23 protein-coding genes and 1 tRNA gene are annotated in these 19,304 nt (G+C 59.5%); 9 read left to right on the forward strand and 15 right to left on the reverse strand.

The features are described 5' to 3' along the window. Nucleotides 1-133 precede the first annotated feature (133 nt). Nucleotides 134-634: a hypothetical protein gene (locus LAQ58_RS08435; protein ID WP_224447009.1), complete on the forward strand. Its 501-nt coding sequence runs from the start codon at nt 134-136 to the stop codon at nt 632-634. An 89-nt stretch (nt 635-723) separates the two neighbouring features. On the opposite strand, the gene LAQ58_RS08440 is transcribed toward LAQ58_RS08435, so the two are convergent. The 8 genes from LAQ58_RS08440 to LAQ58_RS08470 form a co-directional block, all read right to left on the reverse strand. Then, entirely contained in the window at nt 724-1,713 is a 990-nt protein-coding gene (locus tag LAQ58_RS08440; RefSeq protein ID WP_224447010.1) for a hypothetical protein, read from the reverse strand. Beyond that, on the reverse strand, nt 1,710-2,393 hold the full coding sequence (locus tag LAQ58_RS08445) for a DUF8125 domain-containing protein (RefSeq protein ID WP_224447011.1): 684 nt from the start codon (nt 2,391-2,393) through the stop codon (nt 1,710-1,712). Before LAQ58_RS08445 ends, LAQ58_RS08440 begins: the two co-directional genes overlap by 4 nt. A gap of 113 nt (nt 2,394-2,506) precedes the next feature. Continuing rightward, a complete protein-coding gene (locus LAQ58_RS19250; RefSeq protein ID WP_484494498.1) occupies nt 2,507-3,136 on the reverse strand; it encodes a DUF8063 family protein in 630 nt (209 codons plus the stop codon). Further along, the gene (locus LAQ58_RS08455; protein WP_224447013.1) at nt 3,088-4,737 is read right to left on the reverse strand and encodes an Env/VP5 family phage fusion protein; all 1,650 of its coding nucleotides are present in this window, start codon (nt 4,735-4,737) and stop codon (nt 3,088-3,090) included. Before LAQ58_RS08455 ends, LAQ58_RS19250 begins: the two co-directional genes overlap by 49 nt. Before the next feature lie 167 nt (nt 4,738-4,904). Continuing rightward, nucleotides 4,905-5,396 (reverse strand): hypothetical protein, encoded by a 492-nt coding sequence (locus tag LAQ58_RS08460; RefSeq protein WP_224447014.1) that lies wholly within the window; start codon nt 5,394-5,396, stop codon nt 4,905-4,907. Then, nucleotides 5,396-5,521 carry a hypothetical protein gene (locus LAQ58_RS18935; protein WP_255594717.1) on the reverse strand — a complete coding sequence of 42 codons (126 nt, stop codon included), beginning with the start codon at nt 5,519-5,521 and terminating at the stop codon, nt 5,396-5,398. The genes LAQ58_RS08460 and LAQ58_RS18935 overlap by 1 nt, the downstream gene beginning before the upstream one ends. Further along, nucleotides 5,518-5,913, reverse strand: a complete 396-nt coding sequence (locus LAQ58_RS08465) for a DUF8023 family protein (protein WP_224447015.1) — start codon at nt 5,911-5,913, stop codon at nt 5,518-5,520. Before LAQ58_RS08465 ends, LAQ58_RS18935 begins: the two co-directional genes overlap by 4 nt. Continuing rightward, nucleotides 5,913-6,407 carry a hypothetical protein gene (locus LAQ58_RS08470; RefSeq protein ID WP_224447016.1) on the reverse strand — a complete coding sequence of 165 codons (495 nt, stop codon included), beginning with the start codon at nt 6,405-6,407 and terminating at the stop codon, nt 5,913-5,915. The genes LAQ58_RS08465 and LAQ58_RS08470 overlap by 1 nt, the downstream gene beginning before the upstream one ends. 198 nt (nt 6,408-6,605) lie before the next feature. On the opposite strand from LAQ58_RS08470, the gene LAQ58_RS08475 reads away from it, so the two are divergent. Both LAQ58_RS08475 and LAQ58_RS08480 read left to right on the forward strand, forming a co-directional pair. Then, on the forward strand, nt 6,606-6,917 hold the full coding sequence (locus tag LAQ58_RS08475) for a hypothetical protein (protein WP_224447017.1): 312 nt from the start codon (nt 6,606-6,608) through the stop codon (nt 6,915-6,917). Between the two features lie 741 nt (nt 6,918-7,658). Next, entirely contained in the window at nt 7,659-8,561 is a 903-nt protein-coding gene (locus tag LAQ58_RS08480) for a hypothetical protein (RefSeq protein ID WP_224447018.1), read from the forward strand. Nucleotides 8,562-8,604: 43 nt separating this feature from the next. Here the strand turns inward: LAQ58_RS08480 and LAQ58_RS08485 are convergent, their stop codons facing one another. Beyond that, nucleotides 8,605-10,431, reverse strand: a complete 1,827-nt coding sequence (locus LAQ58_RS08485; protein ID WP_224447019.1) for a hypothetical protein — start codon at nt 10,429-10,431, stop codon at nt 8,605-8,607. Between the two features lie 353 nt (nt 10,432-10,784). Between LAQ58_RS08485 and LAQ58_RS08490 the strand changes: the two genes are divergently transcribed. Then, entirely contained in the window at nt 10,785-10,973 is a 189-nt protein-coding gene (locus LAQ58_RS08490; RefSeq protein ID WP_224447020.1) for a hypothetical protein, read from the forward strand. A 194-nt stretch (nt 10,974-11,167) separates the two neighbouring features. Here the strand turns inward: LAQ58_RS08490 and LAQ58_RS08495 are convergent. Beyond that, nucleotides 11,168-11,342 (reverse strand) — tRNA-Trp (locus tag LAQ58_RS08495). Nucleotides 11,343-11,387: 45 nt separating this feature from the next. Further along, nucleotides 11,388-11,609: a DUF5795 family protein gene (locus tag LAQ58_RS08500; RefSeq protein WP_224447021.1), complete on the reverse strand. Its 222-nt coding sequence runs from the start codon at nt 11,607-11,609 to the stop codon at nt 11,388-11,390. Between the two features lie 105 nt (nt 11,610-11,714). Between LAQ58_RS08500 and LAQ58_RS08505 the strand changes: the two genes are divergently transcribed. Continuing rightward, nucleotides 11,715-12,239: a metal-dependent hydrolase gene (locus LAQ58_RS08505; RefSeq protein ID WP_224447022.1), complete on the forward strand. Its 525-nt coding sequence runs from the start codon at nt 11,715-11,717 to the stop codon at nt 12,237-12,239. Between the two features lie 45 nt (nt 12,240-12,284). On the opposite strand, the gene LAQ58_RS08510 is transcribed toward LAQ58_RS08505, so the two are convergent. Both LAQ58_RS08510 and LAQ58_RS19255 read right to left on the reverse strand, forming a co-directional pair. After that, a complete protein-coding gene (locus tag LAQ58_RS08510) occupies nt 12,285-13,247 on the reverse strand; it encodes a DUF5794 domain-containing protein (protein WP_224447023.1) in 963 nt (320 codons plus the stop codon). 6 nt (nt 13,248-13,253) lie between these two features. Beyond that, entirely contained in the window at nt 13,254-13,436 is a 183-nt protein-coding gene (locus tag LAQ58_RS19255) for a DUF8099 family protein (RefSeq protein WP_484494499.1), read from the reverse strand. 307 nt (nt 13,437-13,743) lie between these two features. Between LAQ58_RS19255 and guaB the strand changes: the two genes are divergently transcribed. The 3 genes from guaB (at nt 13,744) to LAQ58_RS08525 (ending at nt 17,281) form a co-directional block, all read left to right on the forward strand. Further along, nucleotides 13,744-15,237 (forward strand): IMP dehydrogenase, encoded by a 1,494-nt coding sequence (guaB, locus tag LAQ58_RS08515; protein WP_224447024.1) that lies wholly within the window; start codon nt 13,744-13,746, stop codon nt 15,235-15,237. A gap of 245 nt (nt 15,238-15,482) precedes the next feature. After that, entirely contained in the window at nt 15,483-16,556 is a 1,074-nt protein-coding gene (locus tag LAQ58_RS08520; protein ID WP_224447025.1) for a TrmB family transcriptional regulator, read from the forward strand. A 122-nt stretch (nt 16,557-16,678) separates the two neighbouring features. Continuing rightward, nucleotides 16,679-17,281 carry a HalX domain-containing protein gene (locus tag LAQ58_RS08525; RefSeq protein ID WP_224447026.1) on the forward strand — a complete coding sequence of 201 codons (603 nt, stop codon included), beginning with the start codon at nt 16,679-16,681 and terminating at the stop codon, nt 17,279-17,281. 88 nt (nt 17,282-17,369) lie between these two features. On the opposite strand, the gene LAQ58_RS08530 is transcribed toward LAQ58_RS08525, so the two are convergent. Together LAQ58_RS08530 and LAQ58_RS08535 are read right to left on the reverse strand one after the other, a co-directional pair. Continuing rightward, on the reverse strand, nt 17,370-17,792 hold the full coding sequence (locus LAQ58_RS08530; RefSeq protein ID WP_224447027.1) for a DUF7970 domain-containing protein: 423 nt from the start codon (nt 17,790-17,792) through the stop codon (nt 17,370-17,372). Next, nucleotides 17,789-18,628 carry a ParA family protein gene (locus tag LAQ58_RS08535; protein ID WP_224447028.1) on the reverse strand — a complete coding sequence of 280 codons (840 nt, stop codon included), beginning with the start codon at nt 18,626-18,628 and terminating at the stop codon, nt 17,789-17,791. The genes LAQ58_RS08530 and LAQ58_RS08535 overlap by 4 nt, the downstream gene beginning before the upstream one ends. A 438-nt stretch (nt 18,629-19,066) precedes the next feature. On the opposite strand from LAQ58_RS08535, the gene LAQ58_RS08540 reads away from it, so the two are divergent. After that, nucleotides 19,067-19,261, forward strand: coding sequence for a hypothetical protein (locus LAQ58_RS08540; RefSeq protein WP_224447029.1), 195 nt, complete (start codon nt 19,067-19,069; stop codon nt 19,259-19,261). Nucleotides 19,262-19,304: the final 43 nt, after the last annotated feature.

The raw sequence follows: 19,304 nt of genomic DNA on the forward strand, positions 1-19,304 counted from the left end.
TTAATCCACGTATATCGGACTGTAAGTAGAATTTGAAGAGCAGCCAACTCGCTCTCTGGGTCTAAAAGCAGTCTATAGGAATTTAACACAGAGTACACGTAGTTTTATTGTACATTCTTTTTAGATAGAATCTATGGAACTGAATGACTACCTGGTAAAAAACGAGTCAGCCACTGCCAGCGTCACTGCATTCGACAGTGTTGATGCAATATCTGATAGTAAAGAAGGTACCCTAGCCTGCACACCACACCGCGTTGTTTACGTCCGGGGAAAAGATGTAACAGATATTTCGCTCAATGGTGTGAACTCAATTGAGTACACAAGCCCCTCGTATCCAAAACGATACTTAATGATGGGAATTGGAATCGCAGCTGGGAGTTTGTTATTGATTGTCCTTGGTGCTATTTTCGGCGAGATACCTGATGCTGGTGTGTTCTCTGCACTATTTTTTGTGCTTGGAATCCCTGGGTTCATTTACGGAATTGTGGTACTCGGATATGGATTCCTCCTCCGTAGAGCTGTTCTCCGAGTACATACGCCAAACAAATCATACGAATTCTCTTCAAAAGATACCAATCTTGACCAGATAGGTCACACAATCCGTGGATATGAAATGAGAAAGAATAGTCGATAATTCCACCGCCGGCCACCTCACCCTCACAAGGAGGGATTCGGGTGGCCGGCTGGGTGGGTCGGCAGTAGTTTTTGAGAGGAAAAGGAAGATCAGTTTTCGAGGTCAGGACCGAGGTCGCGCAGCTCGTCTAGGAGATCGGGCCAGTCGAGGTCACGCGAGAAGACGTCCGCTCGGAGGTCCCACCGCCACGGCGCTGCGTCGTTCGGGTCTGGCTCCGATTCAGACGGTTCGAGGTTTTCGACCGACCCAGAGAACAGTCGACCGACAGGATGATCGGCGTCGGCAGGCCACTCCTCGAAGAAGTCGACCGTCTTCTTATCCAGTTTGTAGTAGGCCAGCGTCGTGAGTCGCTTCAGTTCGGGATGAAGGTCTTTCCCCGTATGGCCGACGGTGCCGAACACGTCGACGCCGATTTTCGCGAAGCGTTTCGCCAGCGGTGTGAACTGGACCGCGACCTCTCGACGATTCGTCCGGGCGTCGAAGTGCGTCGAGCCTTCGTCGACGAAGACGAACTTCGGTCGGTCCCGATGCTCGATCAGTGAGCAGGCGAGGTCGTGCGCTCCAGTTACGACGAGATCAGTTCGAGACCAGCTGCGCGAGTTCGAGATTACCAGGAGGTCGTCGACGGTCGCGTCACGCAACTCGGTGAGCAGCGACATGAGGTTGGTCTTCCCGCTGTTCGGGTTCCCGGTTCCGGTAACGAACGCCGGCGCGTCGCTGTTTTCGAGCTGTTCGACGATGCGCAGCGGGAGCCGGAGCGCGGAGCCGTCGAGGTCTTGCTCGGTCACACCGACGAGGTAGGACATCGCCGTTGCGTGTTCATTAACGACCGCTTCGCGAGCAACGTCGGTGCGAAGGGTCGAGTCGACAATCTCACCGAGTTCGGTTTGGCCGAAGGACGATGGGAGGTCATACTCCTCGGAGCCTTCAGCAAGCACCGCCTCGACGAACGACAGCGAACGAGAGACATCGGGAGGGACAGGAAGACCAGCGTGAGGCTGGAGACGAGGGTCGCCGTCGAGATCACCGGCGACCTGCTCGTACAGTTTCGCTGCCGTAAGAAGTCTCTCGTCAGTCATGCCGACTCACCGTTGGCAACGACCTGCTCGGAAGGTTCCGGAGGAACAGCCGAATCTGCGTCTTCGTCGGGAGGAGTGAGGTCGACCTCTTCGGGGTCGAGGCCGACGTCTTTCATCTCCTCTTGGACGGAGCGGTCAACGTCGTACTCTTCGAGTACACGGTCGACGGCTTGCTCGATACCATGTCCTTCGTCAGGAAGCGAGCCTTTCTCGAACGTGTCGATAACGTGCAGCGTCGTGTCGACGGTGGCCGAGCGGACGATACCCCACAGAGAGGTATTGAGCTTGAAACCTTCGCGAGCGTCAGGTTCGAGGAGGTAGCGAAACTCCCATATCTTCGTGACCGCTGTGAGGAGTTCACGGTCGGTCATCGAACCGCGCCACGTCCCTTCGACCGTCATCGCTTCGATATCGACGTTTTTGCCGATATAGAGGTTCGAGGCCACGTCGTCGAGCTTCCCATCCAGAACCTCGATTTCGATGAAGGACTCGTATGGGAACTGGTAGAGCGCGCCGTCGAATCGAGCTGCATCAACGTCGAGGAGGTAGACGTAGTTCGGGTCGTACAGCAGTCCAGTGATGTAGCTGCCGACGATGACACCGAGAGGAGAGATGAGCAGTGCTGTGACGAGGAACAGCTTCGCCCACCGAGGAACCACCGGATCGAACTCAAAGTACATCGCCCCGAGGACGAGGATAACGATTACAGCTGCGATGGACCAGAAGCGAGCCTTAACGAAGTCGAGCAGTAGCTCGAATTTCGAGGGTCGCTCAGAACGCCTAATAGGGTCATTCATCGTGGACCACTCAACCTTTCAGGAGATTCGGAGCGCCCGGAGATCGTTCGGAAGACCACGATGATGCTGACTATTGCGACCGAGCAAGCGCCAGCAACGGCAGCGAGTTGTACGTCAGACTGTGTGAACGGACCCGATATGAGCGGTGGGTTATGTTCGAGGACGACGCCCTTGATGCGCGGACCGGTGTCGACGGTCGCCGCGACGGTGCCGTCGTCGGAGACCACAGGCACCTCGACGCGGTTCAGTCCCTCGCGGAGCGGAACGCGGTGCTTCGGTGTTGACTGTCCTTGCATCACGGCCACGGCGTCGACGACGGTTACGAATTGAGCCTTGTCGGACTCGATGACCATGATGAGGCGGCCATTTTTGTAGGACTTGTCGAGGACGCGGGTTTCGGAGTCGATTGGTTCAGCGGGTTTGTCTGTGCTGTACGAGTCGAGTGCCTCAGCGGCGGCTTCGGCGGCCGCCGAGGAATTGTTGGCTTCTTGTGCTAGCGCCGTCGCAGGCGACAGAGCTGTCGCTACGAAAACGAGCAGCAGGAAAAACTGTGGTTTTATGTGGTTGTACGCTCTGGTTATCTGTTCTTCGCAGCAGCGCCGAGCGCGAGCGCGCCTGCGCCCCATCCGATGATAGGGATTCCCATGATTTTCTCGCTCAGGAAGTCCGAGGCCCCTTCAGTGGCGGAGCCCCCGGACTGGCTCTCCTCGAACTTCTCGATGAGTTCGGAGTGTCGCTCTTCCTGAGCTTTCCACTCTTCTTTCGTGATGTAGTTCGAGTCGTCGTGCGGTTGCGACTTCGTGTACTCGGCGGAGTCGTGCTCGACGCCGCCGGAGTCGACGAAGGTCAGAATTTCGAACGTGTCGACGAGTTGCACCGTGACGTAGGTCGTCTCGTCGACGCCAGCATCGAACGTCACCTCGTCGACGCTCGTTGTGGCGGTGTCCAATTGGTTCGAGAGGTCGGCCTCGAAGCCAGTACCGGTGTTGGTGAAAGCGGTTGCAGTGACGGTTGCCGTCTCCCCATCAGTCGTGCTGATGTGGAAGTCCACGTCGGAGTACGGCTCCTGTGTGAACGTGACGGTTCCGGCGTCGATGGAAGACTCGAACGCACTCCACGTACCTTCAGCCTCCGAGGCGTCGTAGGTGAAGAAGTACGAGTGAGAGTCGGCGGACGGGTCGACGCTACCCGTTTGTAGCGTCGTCTCAGCGGTGGTAGCGATAACGCCGTCGAGGGTCGCGCCGATTTGGCTGAAGTAGACGCGCGCCTCGCGGTCGAGGTCGACAGCTACGTTCAGCGCCATTAGGTCAGCGATAGCCTGATTGAACTCCTCGTCGTCCGAGGTCATCGCCGCGAGTTCTCGCGGCGTGAGCAGTTCAGCAGGGTCGAGTTCGCCTGCTTCTACTTGTGAGTAGACGGTATCAACCCAGAGGATGATACCGTCTCGGACGCTGGTGAACTTAGCGTCTATGTCGTCGTAGACAGGTTTCCAGTCGGCGTGTTGGAGGTAGGTGACGTTGCCAGCACTACCACCATCGACGACGACGTGGTTGTTCGTGTACTGCCCAGTGTCCTCGAAGAACGGGTCCCATTGGTACAGCGTGTCGGAGCCAGTGCCCTGTTCGAGCGTCTGAATGGTGAACGAGTCACCTTCAGGCGTGATGTTGTAGCTGTTCTCGACAGGCTGGTTGAAGTGGTACGTACTGTGGTTGCCACCGTGGATGAGGTCGGCAGCGTCGGACCGGAAGCCAGAGTGCTCAGAGGCCATCGCGTGGATGGACATGAGTTCGTTGACCGACTCGTTCCACGTCTTGAGGAAGTTCCTCTTGACAGTGAGTTCGTACTCGTTGACAGCAGCCACAGCAGCGTCTTGGACTGCCGACTGTGACAGTTCTTGATTCAGCGCGTCGATAGCGGCCATCTTCGCATCGCCATACGCGGCGTGCTCGATGCCTTGGATGATGTTGCGGTTGTCGACGAACGTCGAGGCGTTCGTGCTCTGCCGGACGTTGGCAGTGTCGTAGGCCTTCGCGCGGAGCGTGTCCGCTGTGAGGCCTTCGGGCGGCGGGTTCGAGCCAAGCACTTCGTACTCGCGCAGCGCCCACCCGGTTGCAGCGCCGATGGCGAGGCCACCGAGTGCGGCGACGCCGACTGCGCCAGCAGCGACACAGACGCCGCCACATACGAATGCGTCGGCCTCTTGGACAGGACCATCGTCAAGAGCCATAGAGCCAGTGCCGACGAGAGCAGCACCGGAGGTTACCCCCACGCCCTTGAGGAAGGTCCGTCGGTTGAGTCGTGATGTGATCGGAGTCGCTGTAGATTCGCTGCGCGAATCATCGGCGCGACCGCCGCGCCGATCAGGCGACTCTTCGGTTTGGTTTTGTGGCATGGTTATTCGTCCAAGTAGAACCAGCCGCCGATTAGTGCGAGAACACCGATGAACCAGTACGGAATACCGGCGAAGTCGCCCTCAGGCAGGAAGCCACCTCCGGTGCCCATCCGTCCGATAACACCGGACTCGATGAGTTCGGCCGACTCACCGTCGACAGTGATTCGGACCTCTTCGTAGGCCGAGCCGTCGACAGCGAGCGTGTCGGTCACCGTGTCGTTCTCGCCAGCGGAGACGGTCGAGGTTCCGAGTTCTGTCTCGGTGCCGTTGGCGTCGATGCCGGTGTACGTGACGGTCACGTCACCCGTGACGGCCGTGCCGTTGTCGTCGTAGGTGGTGTTCATCACGTCGATGTACATCTCCGTGGTGTCGTTGTTGACGGCGTGCGTCTCGTTGTGCAGTTCGGTCACTTCGGCGGCGACGCCACCGATGGCGAAGCCGCCGACAAGCAGGAGCAGCAGCGCAGCGAGCGCGACCGTGATGCGACCGCGCATCAGAATCGCGCCTCCGGGACGAGTTGTTCACAGTTCGGACACTGATTCACGTCGTAGGGGAAGCGAGTGCCGCAGCACTCGCGGTAGAGACCGGACGGTCCGCGAACGGTGGTGTGTCTGTTCATCGGACAGCCACTCCCCACGAGACGATAGTGGCGATGAACGCGATCACAGCGAGTGCGGTCGAGTCGGCAACCGCATCGGCGAACATTCCGACGTACTGGTTGCCGAGGATGACAGCCGGACCAGCAGTGATAGCGACCTTTTCCCAGTCCTCGTAGCGGTCGAACGACTTCGTGTCCGAGGATGCGAACGCAAGGACGTAGGCGCCGAGCGAACCGAGGGAGGCGTGCTGCGTGGTGAGCGTGTACTCCAGCCAGACGAGTTCTACCGACGAGATGCCGCCGAACGAGTACAGCGAGGCAACGGCGAAGAAGATGCCAATGAACGCAGGCACCGTCCGCAGATGTGCGTAGTTGCCGAGGGTGTTCGACATCTGTCGTCGAGCGGAGGCCATTAGTTTCCTCCAGGTGCGCGAACGTCGAAGAGGTGGTACTCCACTTCTTCTCCGTCGTCGTTCTCGAACGTGTCCGTCTCAGAGAGCTTGCAGACTCCGAGCCAGTCACCGTTTCCGAGACCAGCGTCCCGGATTTTCCGGTCGATTTGTCCGTTCGACCAGAATTTGATCCGGTCGTCGAGCTGACCGTCGCGAGCCAGATGAACCATGCTGTTTGAATTCGGACCGAGGTCGCGCTCGATCTCGACGATAACACCGAGTACCGGCTCACCAACTTCGAATCTGATTAGCTCTTCTCCGTCGTCGTAGTCGTCGTTCGAGTCTTCGATTGGTTCGAGGTCGTCGAACGAGACAGGCTTTTCAGTTGCCATACAATATCCGAAATGTCCGGTTCGAACGTATACCTCAGATGAAACGTAGTGAAAGTAGAAACCGGAGGACTGCAGCTCTGTCGAACCACGACTACTCAGGGATGTGGAACGCATGTCTTCCACTGGCTCTGTTGAAACCCTCAATCAGTGATAAATTGGTGAGGCCGTACTGAATACAGAGCAAGTCGGTCACTCAACCTCGCCGTTACAGATATGATTCTTCGCAGAACTTTTGTTATTAGGGAAACACTCTTTTTGGCACAAGTTCAATCGATTGATAAGATGCCAGGATTGGAGCACGGATACGAACGAGGAGTCGGGATGATTGCCCAGACCGTAATCGTAGCCGTACTCATCGGTAAGGGTGTTCCAATCCTAGTCGAAGCAGGACTCCTCCCACGAGGATTGTTCTGGTGGGTTATTCCTGCCTCAATATTCTCTGCGGTGATGACAGTCGATGCATCTCGATTTTGGTCCTTCGGCTACCTTGCAGGTGTCGTTATCGGAATTGCTATCGCTCTTCCGTTGTTCATACGAGCAGGATTTCTCGGCCCGCTCGACTTACTGATTTATGGCGGTGTCGCAGTCGGTGCTGTCGGTCTCCGGGTGAAGATTCACAGTTCGAGCTTCTGAATCGTATATAAATCGATTCCTAACAGTAGCCTATCCAGTAACTACATAAAACCAGAATTACTGTCTCCTCTCAATGGAACGAGGTACAAAAATCTCGATTATACTCACTATTTTGTTCGTAGGTGTCCCTTCGATTGGAAGCTTCTACCTGCCTCTACTCACCGATTTCGTTGGTTGGCTTCCACTTGATTTCATCTTCACCTGGATGAGTCGAGTAGGGATACTAACACTCGGATTCACCCTCGGCTGGTATCTGCGAGCCGGCTCAGAGACGACTGATGCTGAACGAGTGGATGCAATTGAAGGTTGTATCCAGAAAGACGGCATCGCCTGGAAAGGAACAGCTACACTATCGAGAGGGCAACTCGTAGACTACGACCTCCCTTACAAGCCGATTTGCCCAAAGTGCCAGACACCGATGAAGAAGGACACTTTCGAAGCATCGATTCCACAGCGTCGGCGGAACCCGAGTTACTCTCGCTCAAGCCAATCCAAGAATATCTGGGCGTGTCCGAACGATGATTGCGGCCATGCAGCGGATAGAAGTGCAGGTAAGCACGATGAAGCAGAGAATCTATTCGAACGTCACATTGGACGAATAGTCGAGAGTGAAGGTGAGAAATACTCGCTCAACGATCTCATCGACCGAATCGATGGTAAAGTCACGCCTCGGCGAATCTGGGAAGAATACTACAAAGTCACGAGTGAACCACACATCTCTACGAACTGTTTTCACTAACAATGGTTGACTGGGTTAGTTTCCTCATCGGCATCGGAATCGGGCTTCTTCCGTCTATTGGCTATCTCATCTTGAGAGGAACGTTATTCGAGTACCAAGAGTGGCGAAAACGAAAACAGGAAACAAAGGAGTGGTATGACGAAGTTGAGCGGGCGGTCAACGGTATCAAAGAAGCGTGGCACTATTCAGGGGTACGTCCAGGAAAAGAGGCGAAGAGACGTACTGACGAAGAGATGGAGAAGTACACAGAGCGATTGAAAGAACATAGAACGCACCAGAACGCTACAGCGGAGATAGTAGAGAAGATGAACGAGATAATCGAATTGTGGGACCGAAGTCGAAGTCTTGTTCTGCAGAAAAATCGGTCTCATATGTACCTTGACCGAGGCGAGCGTATTTCAGATGAAGCTGAAGAGCTTAAAGACCTTCTCGACTGGGAACGGAAAGGAAGATCTCAAAAATTCATCCTCAGTATCCCGACGAGAGCTTGTGAGCGTATAGACCAAGTTCGAAAGTGGTGGTATCAGCGCAAAAATAATCCATTATCTTACGATGTATATCGGGAGATTAGTTCTAATATTTCTGCTGAAGAAGTTTCAGCGTTCGCCAACGGGGAGCGTTTCTTAGAAATCAATCGAGAGTACAGTACTGATGCTGTGTTCTATCATATTGACGAGGAGAAGTACAACGTTTTCGAGATCGGCTTCAATTCCAACGATGAGGTTGAAATAATCGATAAACATGCAGGTAGGGGGCTTTCAGAACGTATGCTTCTAAAACGACTTTCCTTAGCAGAGTCAGTCAGAACAATTCCATATGATGAAATTGTGCCGAACGGACAGAGTATAGAGGAATTTGAATACGATACGGACAACGAAGCAGACGCAGAAGTTGAAACAGAGTGACTGCCCCCCAAGAACACCCAATAGACTCAGCGACCTCTCTCGCTCAAATTCCTCGACTGAGAGGTTCAACGTAGCTGTTCCACCCATTTTCAGTCGGGTCACGAAGACCATGCCCTTCGACGAGGTGACCCGCAATTTGGTCGACCGTCTTGTTGTGGACGTAGAGATTGCACTTTGGACAGCGCCAATGGGTGACAGTGTGACCGTCGACGGGAATCTCATCCGCAAACTCGTCGACAGGAAGATGAAGCGTAGCCATGTCGATGCCACCGCCACCGGGTTGATGTTCTTTGCCGTCGCGGTCGACGATAGCCTCTAATTGCCACTCGCTATCGAGCGAGGTACGGCGGAACGATTCTTGCTTCGGTTGGACACCTTGGAGTACGTCGTTGACGATAGCCCGATGTCGCACCGGGTCGAGGGAGAGATCTCCGAGTAGACGAGGAACGGATGGTTGTTCGTCAGGGTGATGTTCTAACCACGATTCAACGCGCGAGCGAATTTTGGCCCGAAGGGTCGTCTCGCCGACCGCAGCAGCAGCAGTCGCAGACGGCCAGCGTTGGGAGAGTGTAAGATTGGCCTCGTCAGAGCCTCCATCGGCAACAGCATCAGCAACATCTGCATCCGGTATCGGCTCGTCGAGACGTGTCTGGTCGATCATCCACCCGGAACCACAGCACTCACAGACTACGTCGAGGCCGTTCGCGTCGTTCCAGACCACGGAATCACCATGATCGTCAGACTGATTCGCGCCTTCGTATTCAGCGCGTTGCTGGCAGGCATCAGCTGCAATCGCGTCGTTCAGCAGTTGCGAGCGCGACGTCCGGCGTCGAGCAGCTGACCAGTAGACTGCACCCCAAGCGAGGTATTCAACTGGCTTCTCTAAAAGCTCCTCAGTATAGCCGCCCATGTAGGTCGCGAGGTACGAACCCATGTTCTCGACTGATTCGTTGACCGAAATTGCATCACGGTGAGCCGATTCGTTCGCGTATTCGCAGACTCCGACGTGCTTCTCGACGACACGTCGAAGTTCCTTCTCGACACGATGGATTTCGAGCTGACCAGCATCGAAGTAGATCCCGACGTGGAGATGCGTATAGCAAGCATTCATCCCGCCATCGCCACCGACACCGTGTGGTTCTGCTTGAAGCCAGTATCCCCACTCATCAGCGTCGAGACCGAGATGGTATTCCATCGTATTCCGCAGAGTATCACGCACACCGTTGTATGAAAAGGAATCGTGGAGCGAATCCAGAAAGTCGACCGGAGGCAGTCGAGACCCATCCGGAACTGACGAACCTGTCAGAGTCACCATCGCGGTCGCAGCGTTTTCCCATGCGGCTACGGATTTACCACCAGACGGCCTCTCACCGCCAGCCATCTGTCGTTGAAGTGCGAGCGCGCGGGCGTACTGTTTCTTCGAATATTCTTCGCCCCACGCATCAGTTAGAGGGATCTCGATTTGGTCACCACTATCGTTTGAAAAACGCGCGAGTAGTCCCCTGTAGCGGGTGTGAGCTGTGAGGAACGCAGAAAGCGCGTCTGACCACGTCGACGCCGAACGTTCGGCCAGCTCGGTTACCTCGAACGAGTCTTCATGCGGTTCGACAGGCTCAACGGTTGCATCACGCCACTCTGCTTCAGTTACGATACGGCGGAGTTTCCGACCGTGCGTACGCGAAAGCGGAAGGTCAGCCAATTCGGGATACTCCTCGATGAACTCCAGAACCCTCTCATGAACCCGCTCTTCGAGTTCGAGGGACGAAACGGCATCGTCGACAGCGAGTGTAGTCGCACTCCCGTCGGTCGTGCGACTATCGACGCTCCCGCTGGTCGCGTCGACCCCGCCACCCGCTGTCTCGCTAGACACGAAATCCACCGAAAACGGGGGTTACAGAGTTAGTCTCCTTGGAAGGCCAAGGGCCAACCCCCGGTTGGAACTCATCGCAAACGGTGGGAGTTCCGGCGTCGACGCTAGTCACGTCGACCACCGTCCGGACGAACCGCACCGCCTACCGCACCGCCGCTCGTTGCGGGAGACCAACCGCCGGTCTCCCGCTGCGGTCCGGCTTCCGGGTCGACCCGCGAGGGGCCGCTTCCGGCGACCGGCGACCTCCCGCGCCTCGGGGCGCTCGGCGCGGGCAAGACGGTCGCCGCTTCTCCGGACCTTGCGGTGGTTTGTTCGGCAGCAGCAAGATGTGCCCAAAGGAGAGACGTGCGCCGATGGTCGACGATCTCCTGGTCGAGTTCGGGAACTCGATGACAGTCGAGGCACTCGTGGTACTTCGCCGCCGATTCACGGTGATCGAGGAGGCACCACTGCTTGCAAGAACCGCAGCGGTACTCGACGAGCCGCCAGCCGACGGTCGACGTCACAGGAAATCACCTCTGACCTCGGAAATCGGAGGATAGTGTGCTGGATCACCGCCAGTACGACAAACAGGACAGAGGTCAGTTCGCGGAGGCTCCCGTTCGACGATTCGAACTGAACAGGACTCGCAGATGTAGGTCTCGCGACCAGACATCTACGGAACACCCCCGAAGCTAGAGGTGTTGTGATGAGGGAAAAGAACCGGCAAACGCCGCCGGTTTACTTTTATATCAAATGGGGTCGGAGGGATTTGAACCCCCGATCGACTGATATCTCCGGTCCGCCTCGGAACTCCAGAGGGTCGTCGTCGCGAACCGATGATCAGTCGGCCGCTCAGTATATCAGTCTGGAGTTTCGTCCCGGGCGTTGCCTCTGGAGTCAGTCGCCATGCCTGGCTTGGCCACGACCCCTCGTCACTTCATTGTCGCAAAACCACTAAAGGGGTTTCGATTCAGTTACCGATCGTCGTCGGCCCACTCGCAGTCCTGACACTTGTAACCGGTGACGAACTCGGTGACGCTCGGCATGTAGCCGACGCTGAGAACGTTGCCGCCACACTCCGGACAGTCGAAGTCGGCGTCGTCGATGCTGTCGGCCTCCATCGGACGCTCACCCTCGATGAGTTCGGCGAGACGCTCGGCAGTCACCATACGTCCTTCGACGACGCGATTTGTCATACCTACACCAGACGACGAATCCACCTAAGTTCTCTGTCTTCGTCGACCGCACCGTCTCGGATGTCTGCCCCGAGACTTACCGGTCTGTAGATTGAATCGTTTCCTATGGTAGACGTTAGTGGCCATCTCGGCATCGCGCTGATCGCGCTCGCACCGGCTTGGTTGCTCGTCGACCGAGAGTCGGCGCTGCTGTTCGTCGCGCTCGGACTCCCGTTCGGAATGTTGCCAGACGTCGACCTCTATCTGAGAGCCTCGTTACAGACTGTCCAGCACCACGGCGTCACGCACACGCTGCTGTTCGTCGGTATCGCGAGCGTCGTCCTCGGCCCGTGTCTGGGTCGGACGCTCCTGCCGCGACTCGCTGCCAGCGACTCGCTGTCGCGAACCGCCGACGCGCTCGACGCTCCGGCGACGTTCGCCGGGTTGGCGGTGCTCGTCGCCGCTGCAAGCCATCTGGTCGGCGACATCCTCTCCGCACCGGATATCTCACAGCCGATAGAACCGTTCTGGCCCGTCTTCGAGCAGTCGCTCGGCCTTGATCTCGTCTACTACGACTCGAATCCGGTGAACTTCGGGTTGCTGGCGGCAGGCGTCCTCCTCAACGTCGGGCTCTGGTGGTGGCAGCGATGAAAACGAACGCGAACGCGGATTAATCGCCGCGACGACTGCCGGCGCTCAGAGCCACGGGGCGCGCGAGTCGTCCTCGCCCGGGTAGCCGTACGCCGGGCCGGAGTCCTCTTCCTCCTCGTCCGCGCGGCGCACCGCCGACTGCGGGATGTCGCCGGCCGACTGCGAGTCGTCGCCGCCGTCGGGGACCGCACCGGCGGTCCCCGCGGCGTCGGGCGTCTCGGCGGTGTCGACTACGTCGGCGTCGTCGGACCCGCCAGGGTCGTAGGAGAACACCGCCGTTACGCAGAGCACGCCGAGTGCGACGGGGTACTGGGTGTTCATGATGCCGAGCACCGTCAGCGCCAGCATCGCCAGCGCGACCGAACTTCCGAAGCGGAACAGGTCGATGTCGACCTTGCCGCGCAGTTGGTCGCCGAACAGCGCAACACCGAGCGCGAAGGCGACGCCGACGCCCGCGGCGGCCGCGCCCGCTAACACGGTCACGGGGTCGAGGTCAACGACCAACTGCGCGCCGGCAGGGTCGAAACTTGCCACGAGACCGAGACCGATGATGACCGCCGGTCCCGGCAGATACTTACCGACTTCGGCGCTCGCGGTCTTCGCCGCGATGGCGATGATGACTAGTCCGGCGAACCGCTCGAAGATGGCGATGTTGAGGAGGCTCTCGATAGTTCCGGCGAGGGCCGCTTCAACCGCCGCTAGCGGAATCAGTATCGCTCCCAACAGGAGGACGGATTTGACCTGTTCGCGCGGCGTGCCGTCCATCTCGGCGAGGATGACCGCCATCGTCGCCGACCCGCCGAAAATGAGCAAACCGGTTTCGACGATTCCCACCGGCGAGAAGGCGGTCGCGCCGCTGGCGGTCGTCGTCGTCAGCGCCCCCGCTAACACGAGCGCGGGGAAGATACCGTCGACGAGCGGCAGCGCCATCACCGTCGCGAGGAGGCGCGTCGCGCCGCCGACCTGCTGCTCTAGGCGCAGCGCAATCGGGTGCTTTGAGACACTCATCTGAGACTAACGGCCGTCACCTTCGGCCAACCGGTGATACGAGCGCAAGCCCGAGGACGCGGACCACCACGGTCGTCCCCCACCTACAAACCCCGATTTAATTGTGAGCCACATTGCTGTAAAGAGGGTGCCGGAGTCGCAGTCTGGTCGACCGGCAGTGCGCAGTGCGGCTGAACTCTCGGAGTTCATAGCTGAACTAATTCGGACAGAAGTATTAAGTGTTGTGTGGGAAGCGAGGGCATACGCCAGCGTACTCGCAGCCTAATTTATAAATGCAGCCTACGATTTGACGAATAGTTACTCGCTACGCTGTAGTATCCACATCGAACTGCTGCGTCTGAGGCGAATATTGCACCGACCCGGTCGAATCTGGGCGACGGTTCCGCCGCCCGAATTTTGTTCATAATCGTGGTTATTCGATGCTCGTCGACTGTGAAACATCCACAAGAGGATGCTATCTCGCAACGTTTTTGTCCGGACGGCCGGGACCCCTTACATGGCGAACGACGTTCCCGACGACACGTTCTCGGAGAAACTACGAGTACCGGAGGCGCTGACGTTCGACGACGTGCTGCTCCGACCGATGGAGAGTCGCGTCGAACCCGACGACGCCGACGTGGCGACGCGCGTCTCCAAACGCGTCGAACTCAACATTCCCGTCCTCTCGGCGGCGATGGACACCGTCACCGAGAGCGGGATGGCCATCGGGATGGCCCGCGAGGGCGGTCTCGGCGTGCTGCACCGCAACATGCCCGTCGAGGCGATGGTCGCCGAAATCGAGCGCGTCAAACGCGCGGACGAACTCGTCATCCGCCGCGAGAACGTCGTCACCGCGAGCCCCGAGCAGACGGTGCGCGAGGTCGACGCAATGATGGAGGCCGAAGGCGTCAGCGGCGCACCCGTCGTCGACGACGACGACGAGGTGCTCGGCATCATCTCCGGCACTGACATCCGCCCGTATCTGGAGGTCGGCGAGCGCGACGAGGTCCGTGAGGCGATGACCGACGAGGTCATTACCGCCGGCGAGGACGTGACTGCCCGCGAGGCGCTCGAACTGATGTACGACTACAAGATAGAGCGCGTCCCCATCGTCGACGAGAACGACCGTCTCGTCGGACTGGTCACGATGCAGGGTATCCTCCAGCGCCGCGAGCACGAATACGCTGCTCGCGACGACGAAGGACGACTCGTCGTCGGCGTCGCCGTCGGTCCGTTCGAGACCGACCGGGCTGTCGCCGCCGACGACGCCGGGGCGGACGTGCTGTTCATCGACTGCGCACACGCGCACAACCTCAACGTCATCGACAGCGCCCGCGACATCAAAGCCGAAGTCGACGCCGACGTCGTCGTCGGCAACATCGGCACGCGTGAGGCCGCCGAGGCCGTCGTCGACTTCGCCGACGGCGTGAAAGTCGGCATCGGACCGGGGTCCATCTGTACGACACGCGTCGTCACCGGATCGGGGATGCCCCAGATTACGGCCGTCGCCGAAGTCGCCGACGTCGCAAGCAGAGAGAACGTCCCGGTTATCGCCGACGGCGGGATTCGCTACTCCGGTGACGCCATCAAAGCGATCGCCGCCGGTGCCGACGCCGTGATGCTCGGCTCCTACTTCGCGGGTACCAAGGAAGCGCCCGGCCGCGTCATCACAATGAACGGCAAGAAGTACAAACAGTACCGCGGCATGGGTAGCGTCGGCGCGATGCGCTCGGGCGGCGGCGACCGCTACCTCAAAGACGCCGACGAGGACGAGGAGTTCGTTCCCGAGGGCGTTGAGGCCGCCACTCCGTACAAGGGGACGCTCGCCTCCGAACTCCACCAGCTCGTCGGCGGCATGAAGTCCGGGATGGGCTACGTCGGCGCGGAGACGATCCCCGTGTTCAAAGAGCGCGCCCGGTTCGTCCGCGTCTCGTCGGCCGGACAGACCGAGGGCCACCCCCACGACGTGATGATTACCGACGAGGCGCCGAACTACAGCCCGCAGGAGTAAGCGCCCGACGACCTTCTCTCGCGGACTCTCTTCGTCGGCGTCCTCCGCTGGCTCCCTATCGTCGGCGTTCTCGGTTCGCGACGCCGGCTCACTATCTTCTCCTCGTTAACTGATTCTACACGTTGACTGACCCCCTTCGTCACTGGCCTCCCCCGCGAACGTCACTCCGAGACCAGCCGTTCTGATAGCCAGCCGACGGGACGGAAGGAACAGTTATTAATCGTTATGTTGTCGATTCGATTCTGATGGACACCGCGGAGTTACGTCGTGCGCTCGAAGACGCGGAGCTATCGCCGTACCAGGCCGACGCGTACACGGCGCTGCTTCGGTTAGGGTCGGCCAGCGCGACCGAACTCGCCGACGCGTGTTCGGTGCCGACCGCCCGTATCTACGACGTGCTCCGCGACCTCGAAGCGAAAGGCTACATCGAGACGTACGAACAGGATAGCCTGCACGCGCGCGCGAACGAACCGCAGGCGGTGCTCACGTCCCTTCGCGGCAAGGCCGAGCGGTTCACCGCCGCGGCCGCCGAAATCGAGGAACGCTGGGAGCAACCGGCCGTCGACGGCCACATGGTCAGCATTGTCAAGCGGTTCGAGACGGTGTTCGACCGCGCCTGCGACATCGTCCGCGAGGCGGAGACGGAGGTTCAGGTGTCGGCGACGGCCGAACAGTTCCGACGACTCCGACCTGCGCTCGCGACGGCGTACGACAACGGCGCGATCGTCAGCGTCTCGATACACAGCGACTCGGGGACGACCGCCGACGAACTGCCGGATACGAGAGCGTACGACGGCATCGCCACCGAGGTCAGACACCGGCGACTCCCGGCCCCGTTCATCGTGCTCGTCGACCGAAACGAGACCTGCTTCACCCCGCACGCACGGTCGGTCAACCGGTACGGCGTCCTCGTCGACGACTACACGCTCACCTATGTCTTCCACTGGTACTTTCAGACCTGCCTCTGGGAGGTGTGGGAACCGATGTACGACGCGCGGCCGACCGAACCGCCGCTCGTCTACGCCGACATCAGACGTTTCGTCCGCGAGATTGAACCGCTGCTCGAAGATGGCACGACGGTTCGCGTCGCCGTCGAAGGCTTCGACACCGAGAGCGGGGAGGCGGTGTCGTTCGCCGGGACGCTCGTCGACGTCTCGTACGCGGGGAGTTCGACGAACGGCGAACCGCCGCTGTCGCAACTGGCCGGCGAAACCGCACTCACTATCGCCGTCGACGGGGAGACGCGAACCGTCGGCGGGTGGGGTGCGGTCATCGAAGACGTGGAGGCGATTCGCCTGACCGTCGAAGCGTTGACGTAGGCACCAATGATCAAATTACTCACATTTTTGATGCTGCTATTTCGCCCACAAGAGGTATCTTGATATAGCGTCGTCCGCCAAAAGGGTGATATGGGCGTTTGCCGGGCAGCAGGGAGAGACAGATGACCGACGAACCGCCGTTAGTCCTCGTCGTCGAAGACGAACCGGACCTCGCGAACCTCTACGCGGCGTGGTTGGACGACGAGTACCGCGTCCGGACCGCGTACGGCGGCCACGAGGCTCTCTCCGAGTTGGACGGAGCGGTCGACGTCGTCCTCCTCGACAGACGGATGCCGGGCCTATCGGGAGACGAAGTACTCAGCGCCGTCAGAGAGCGCGACATCGACTGCCGCGTGGCGATGGTGACCGCCGTCGAACCCGACTTCGACATCCTCGAGATGGGGTTCGACGACTACCTCGTCAAACCGGTCACGCGCGAGTCGCTACAGGGAACCGTCTCGAACCTGCTCATGCGCAGTAGCTACGACGACGGCGTCCGCGAACTGTTCGCGCTCGCTTCGAAGAAAGCGGTACTGGAAGCCGAGAAGGACGAGTCGACCCTCGCAGGGACCGCGGAGTACCGACAACTCAGCGAGCGACTTACCGAACTCCAGTCGAAACTCGACGAGCAACTCCAACTCGGCGACCACGACAGTTTCGTCGGCATGTACCGCGACCTCGGCCGCGAGGACGCGTTCGGTTTCGACGAGTTCAACGAGGAGTAGCAACGAGTCGACGAGAAACGCAAGACGGTTCCGCAACGAGTAACGAGTTCGACCTCGGTTCCGCGGCTACCGGCGACTTTCGCCTCGACTACCGCCGCCCGTACCCCCACTGTTCCATCACGTCGACGACGTCGTCGATATTTCTGAGTCCGGCCGTGACGACCGCCTCGCGCACGTCGAGCGACATCACGTCGTCGCCGTCGAACCGGTCGTCGAGGTCGCGTTCGAGCGCGTCGAGTCGCTCCGCCGTCGTCGGCCTGACGTAGACGGGCAGCGCGTCGCGGTCGGCTTTCACCGTCCGACGGGCGAAGATGAACGGGAGTGCAGCGGTGCCGTTCGTCTCCGCCGCGTCTCCCTCGGTCGAGTCGCTCTCGGACGCTCGGTCGCGGTCACGGTCACGGTCGGCAGCCTCTCCGTTTGTCGACTCCCCCGTCCCGTTTTCGGCCGCCTCGGGCGTCGGTACGTCGCCGTAGGTGTCGCCGGCTGCGCCGTAGCGATCGTCTTTCGTCATTGCGCCACCTCCGTGGCCGCCTCGACGCTCCCGCGCTCGACGATACGGGCGACGGTGTCGAACTGGTCGAGGAGGTCCTCCTCGTACGGGCGGAGGTCTCTGGTCTCCGCGCTGTCGGCGAACTCGAAGACGCTCATGTGGTTGCGCCACGCCTCCTTCAGCACGTCGCGCTTGCGGATGCCGAACGGTGTGACGGGTTTGCCCGCTGTCTCCAACTCCTCGCGGACCTCCCGGTAGATATTCGAGTCACCGACCTCGTTGGGGACGACGGCGAGGATGCCGAGCGCGAACGACTCGTCGAACGTCCGAAAGCCGCGCTCCATGCTGTCGAGCGTGTCCTCCAGTCCGTCGATGGAGACGCTCCCTTTCCGCGTTAACTCGATGGGGATGAGCACGTCGCGAGCGGCGACGAGCGCGTTGTCGACGAGGACGTTCAGCGTCGCCGGCGGGTCGACGACGAAGTAATCGTACTCGCTCGCCAGCGGTGCCAGCGACGAGCGCAACTGGAACTCCCGGAGCGACGTGCTCCGCGCGGCCATCTCGCTCTCGATGTTCGCCAGTCCTTCGTGGGAGGGAACCAAATCGAAGTCGCCCGCGTCGACGACGAGTTCGCTCGCGTCCCGGTCCTGGTCGAGGAGCACGTCGCCGAGGTGGTCGTCGTCGGTCGTCTTCAGGTCGCCGAAGCCGACGTGGTCGGTCAAGCTGCCGAGCTGCGGGTCCAGGTCGACGACGAGAACGTCCGCGTTCCGTCGTCCGAGGGCGGCGGCCGTGTTCGTCGCCATCGTCGTCTTGCCGACGCCGCCGGATTCGCTCCACATCGTCACTGCCCGTTTCATGCGCGGTGTTTCCGTGGAACTGCATATAAAGCTCCGTCAGACGGTCGCGCTGTCTATACTCACCACCAACCTATCTGGAAATATGTCTGGAAATATATCCATACATCTGTATAGATATCCTGCTGAAAAGACTTCGGGGAAACCAACAGACGGTGAAGCAGAACGCCGGGGAACGAAGCCGACTCTACTCCTGCCGAACGCGGGACGCACACCGTTTCACCCGGCGACACTCGCACCGCTCGACGTGGCAGCGTTTTCTCGTACTCTACTCGACACCGGCGCCAGTGTGCCGACGCGGCGACGAAAAGCGCGAGCGAGCGAATGGTCGACTCACCGTCTCTCGCGAGCGTGACGCGAAGACGCACGAGGCTGCAAACTCCCGACGCTACTCGCGGGGTAGTCGGAAAAATGATGTGTTGCCGGCGGGGACCCGAGGGTATGGACCTCACTCCACGCGAGCGGAAAGCCCTCCGCGAGTACAAACTTCGACGACTCATCTCGCTGGGGTTTTTCGTCGCATTTCTCGTCGCGGTGGGGACGACTCAGTTCGACGGCGACGGAGAGATCGCCGCCGTTCTCTCACTGGCTTCGCTCGTGCTCACCGTCGTCATCGGGATGCGCCTGTGGCGCTGAGTACCTCTCGACGCGATTGACGGGACGAGCCATCGATCCATCT

The sequence above is a fragment of the Haloprofundus salilacus genome (assembly GCF_020150815.1).
Classification (GTDB): domain Archaea; phylum Halobacteriota; class Halobacteria; order Halobacteriales; family Haloferacaceae; genus Haloprofundus; species Haloprofundus salilacus.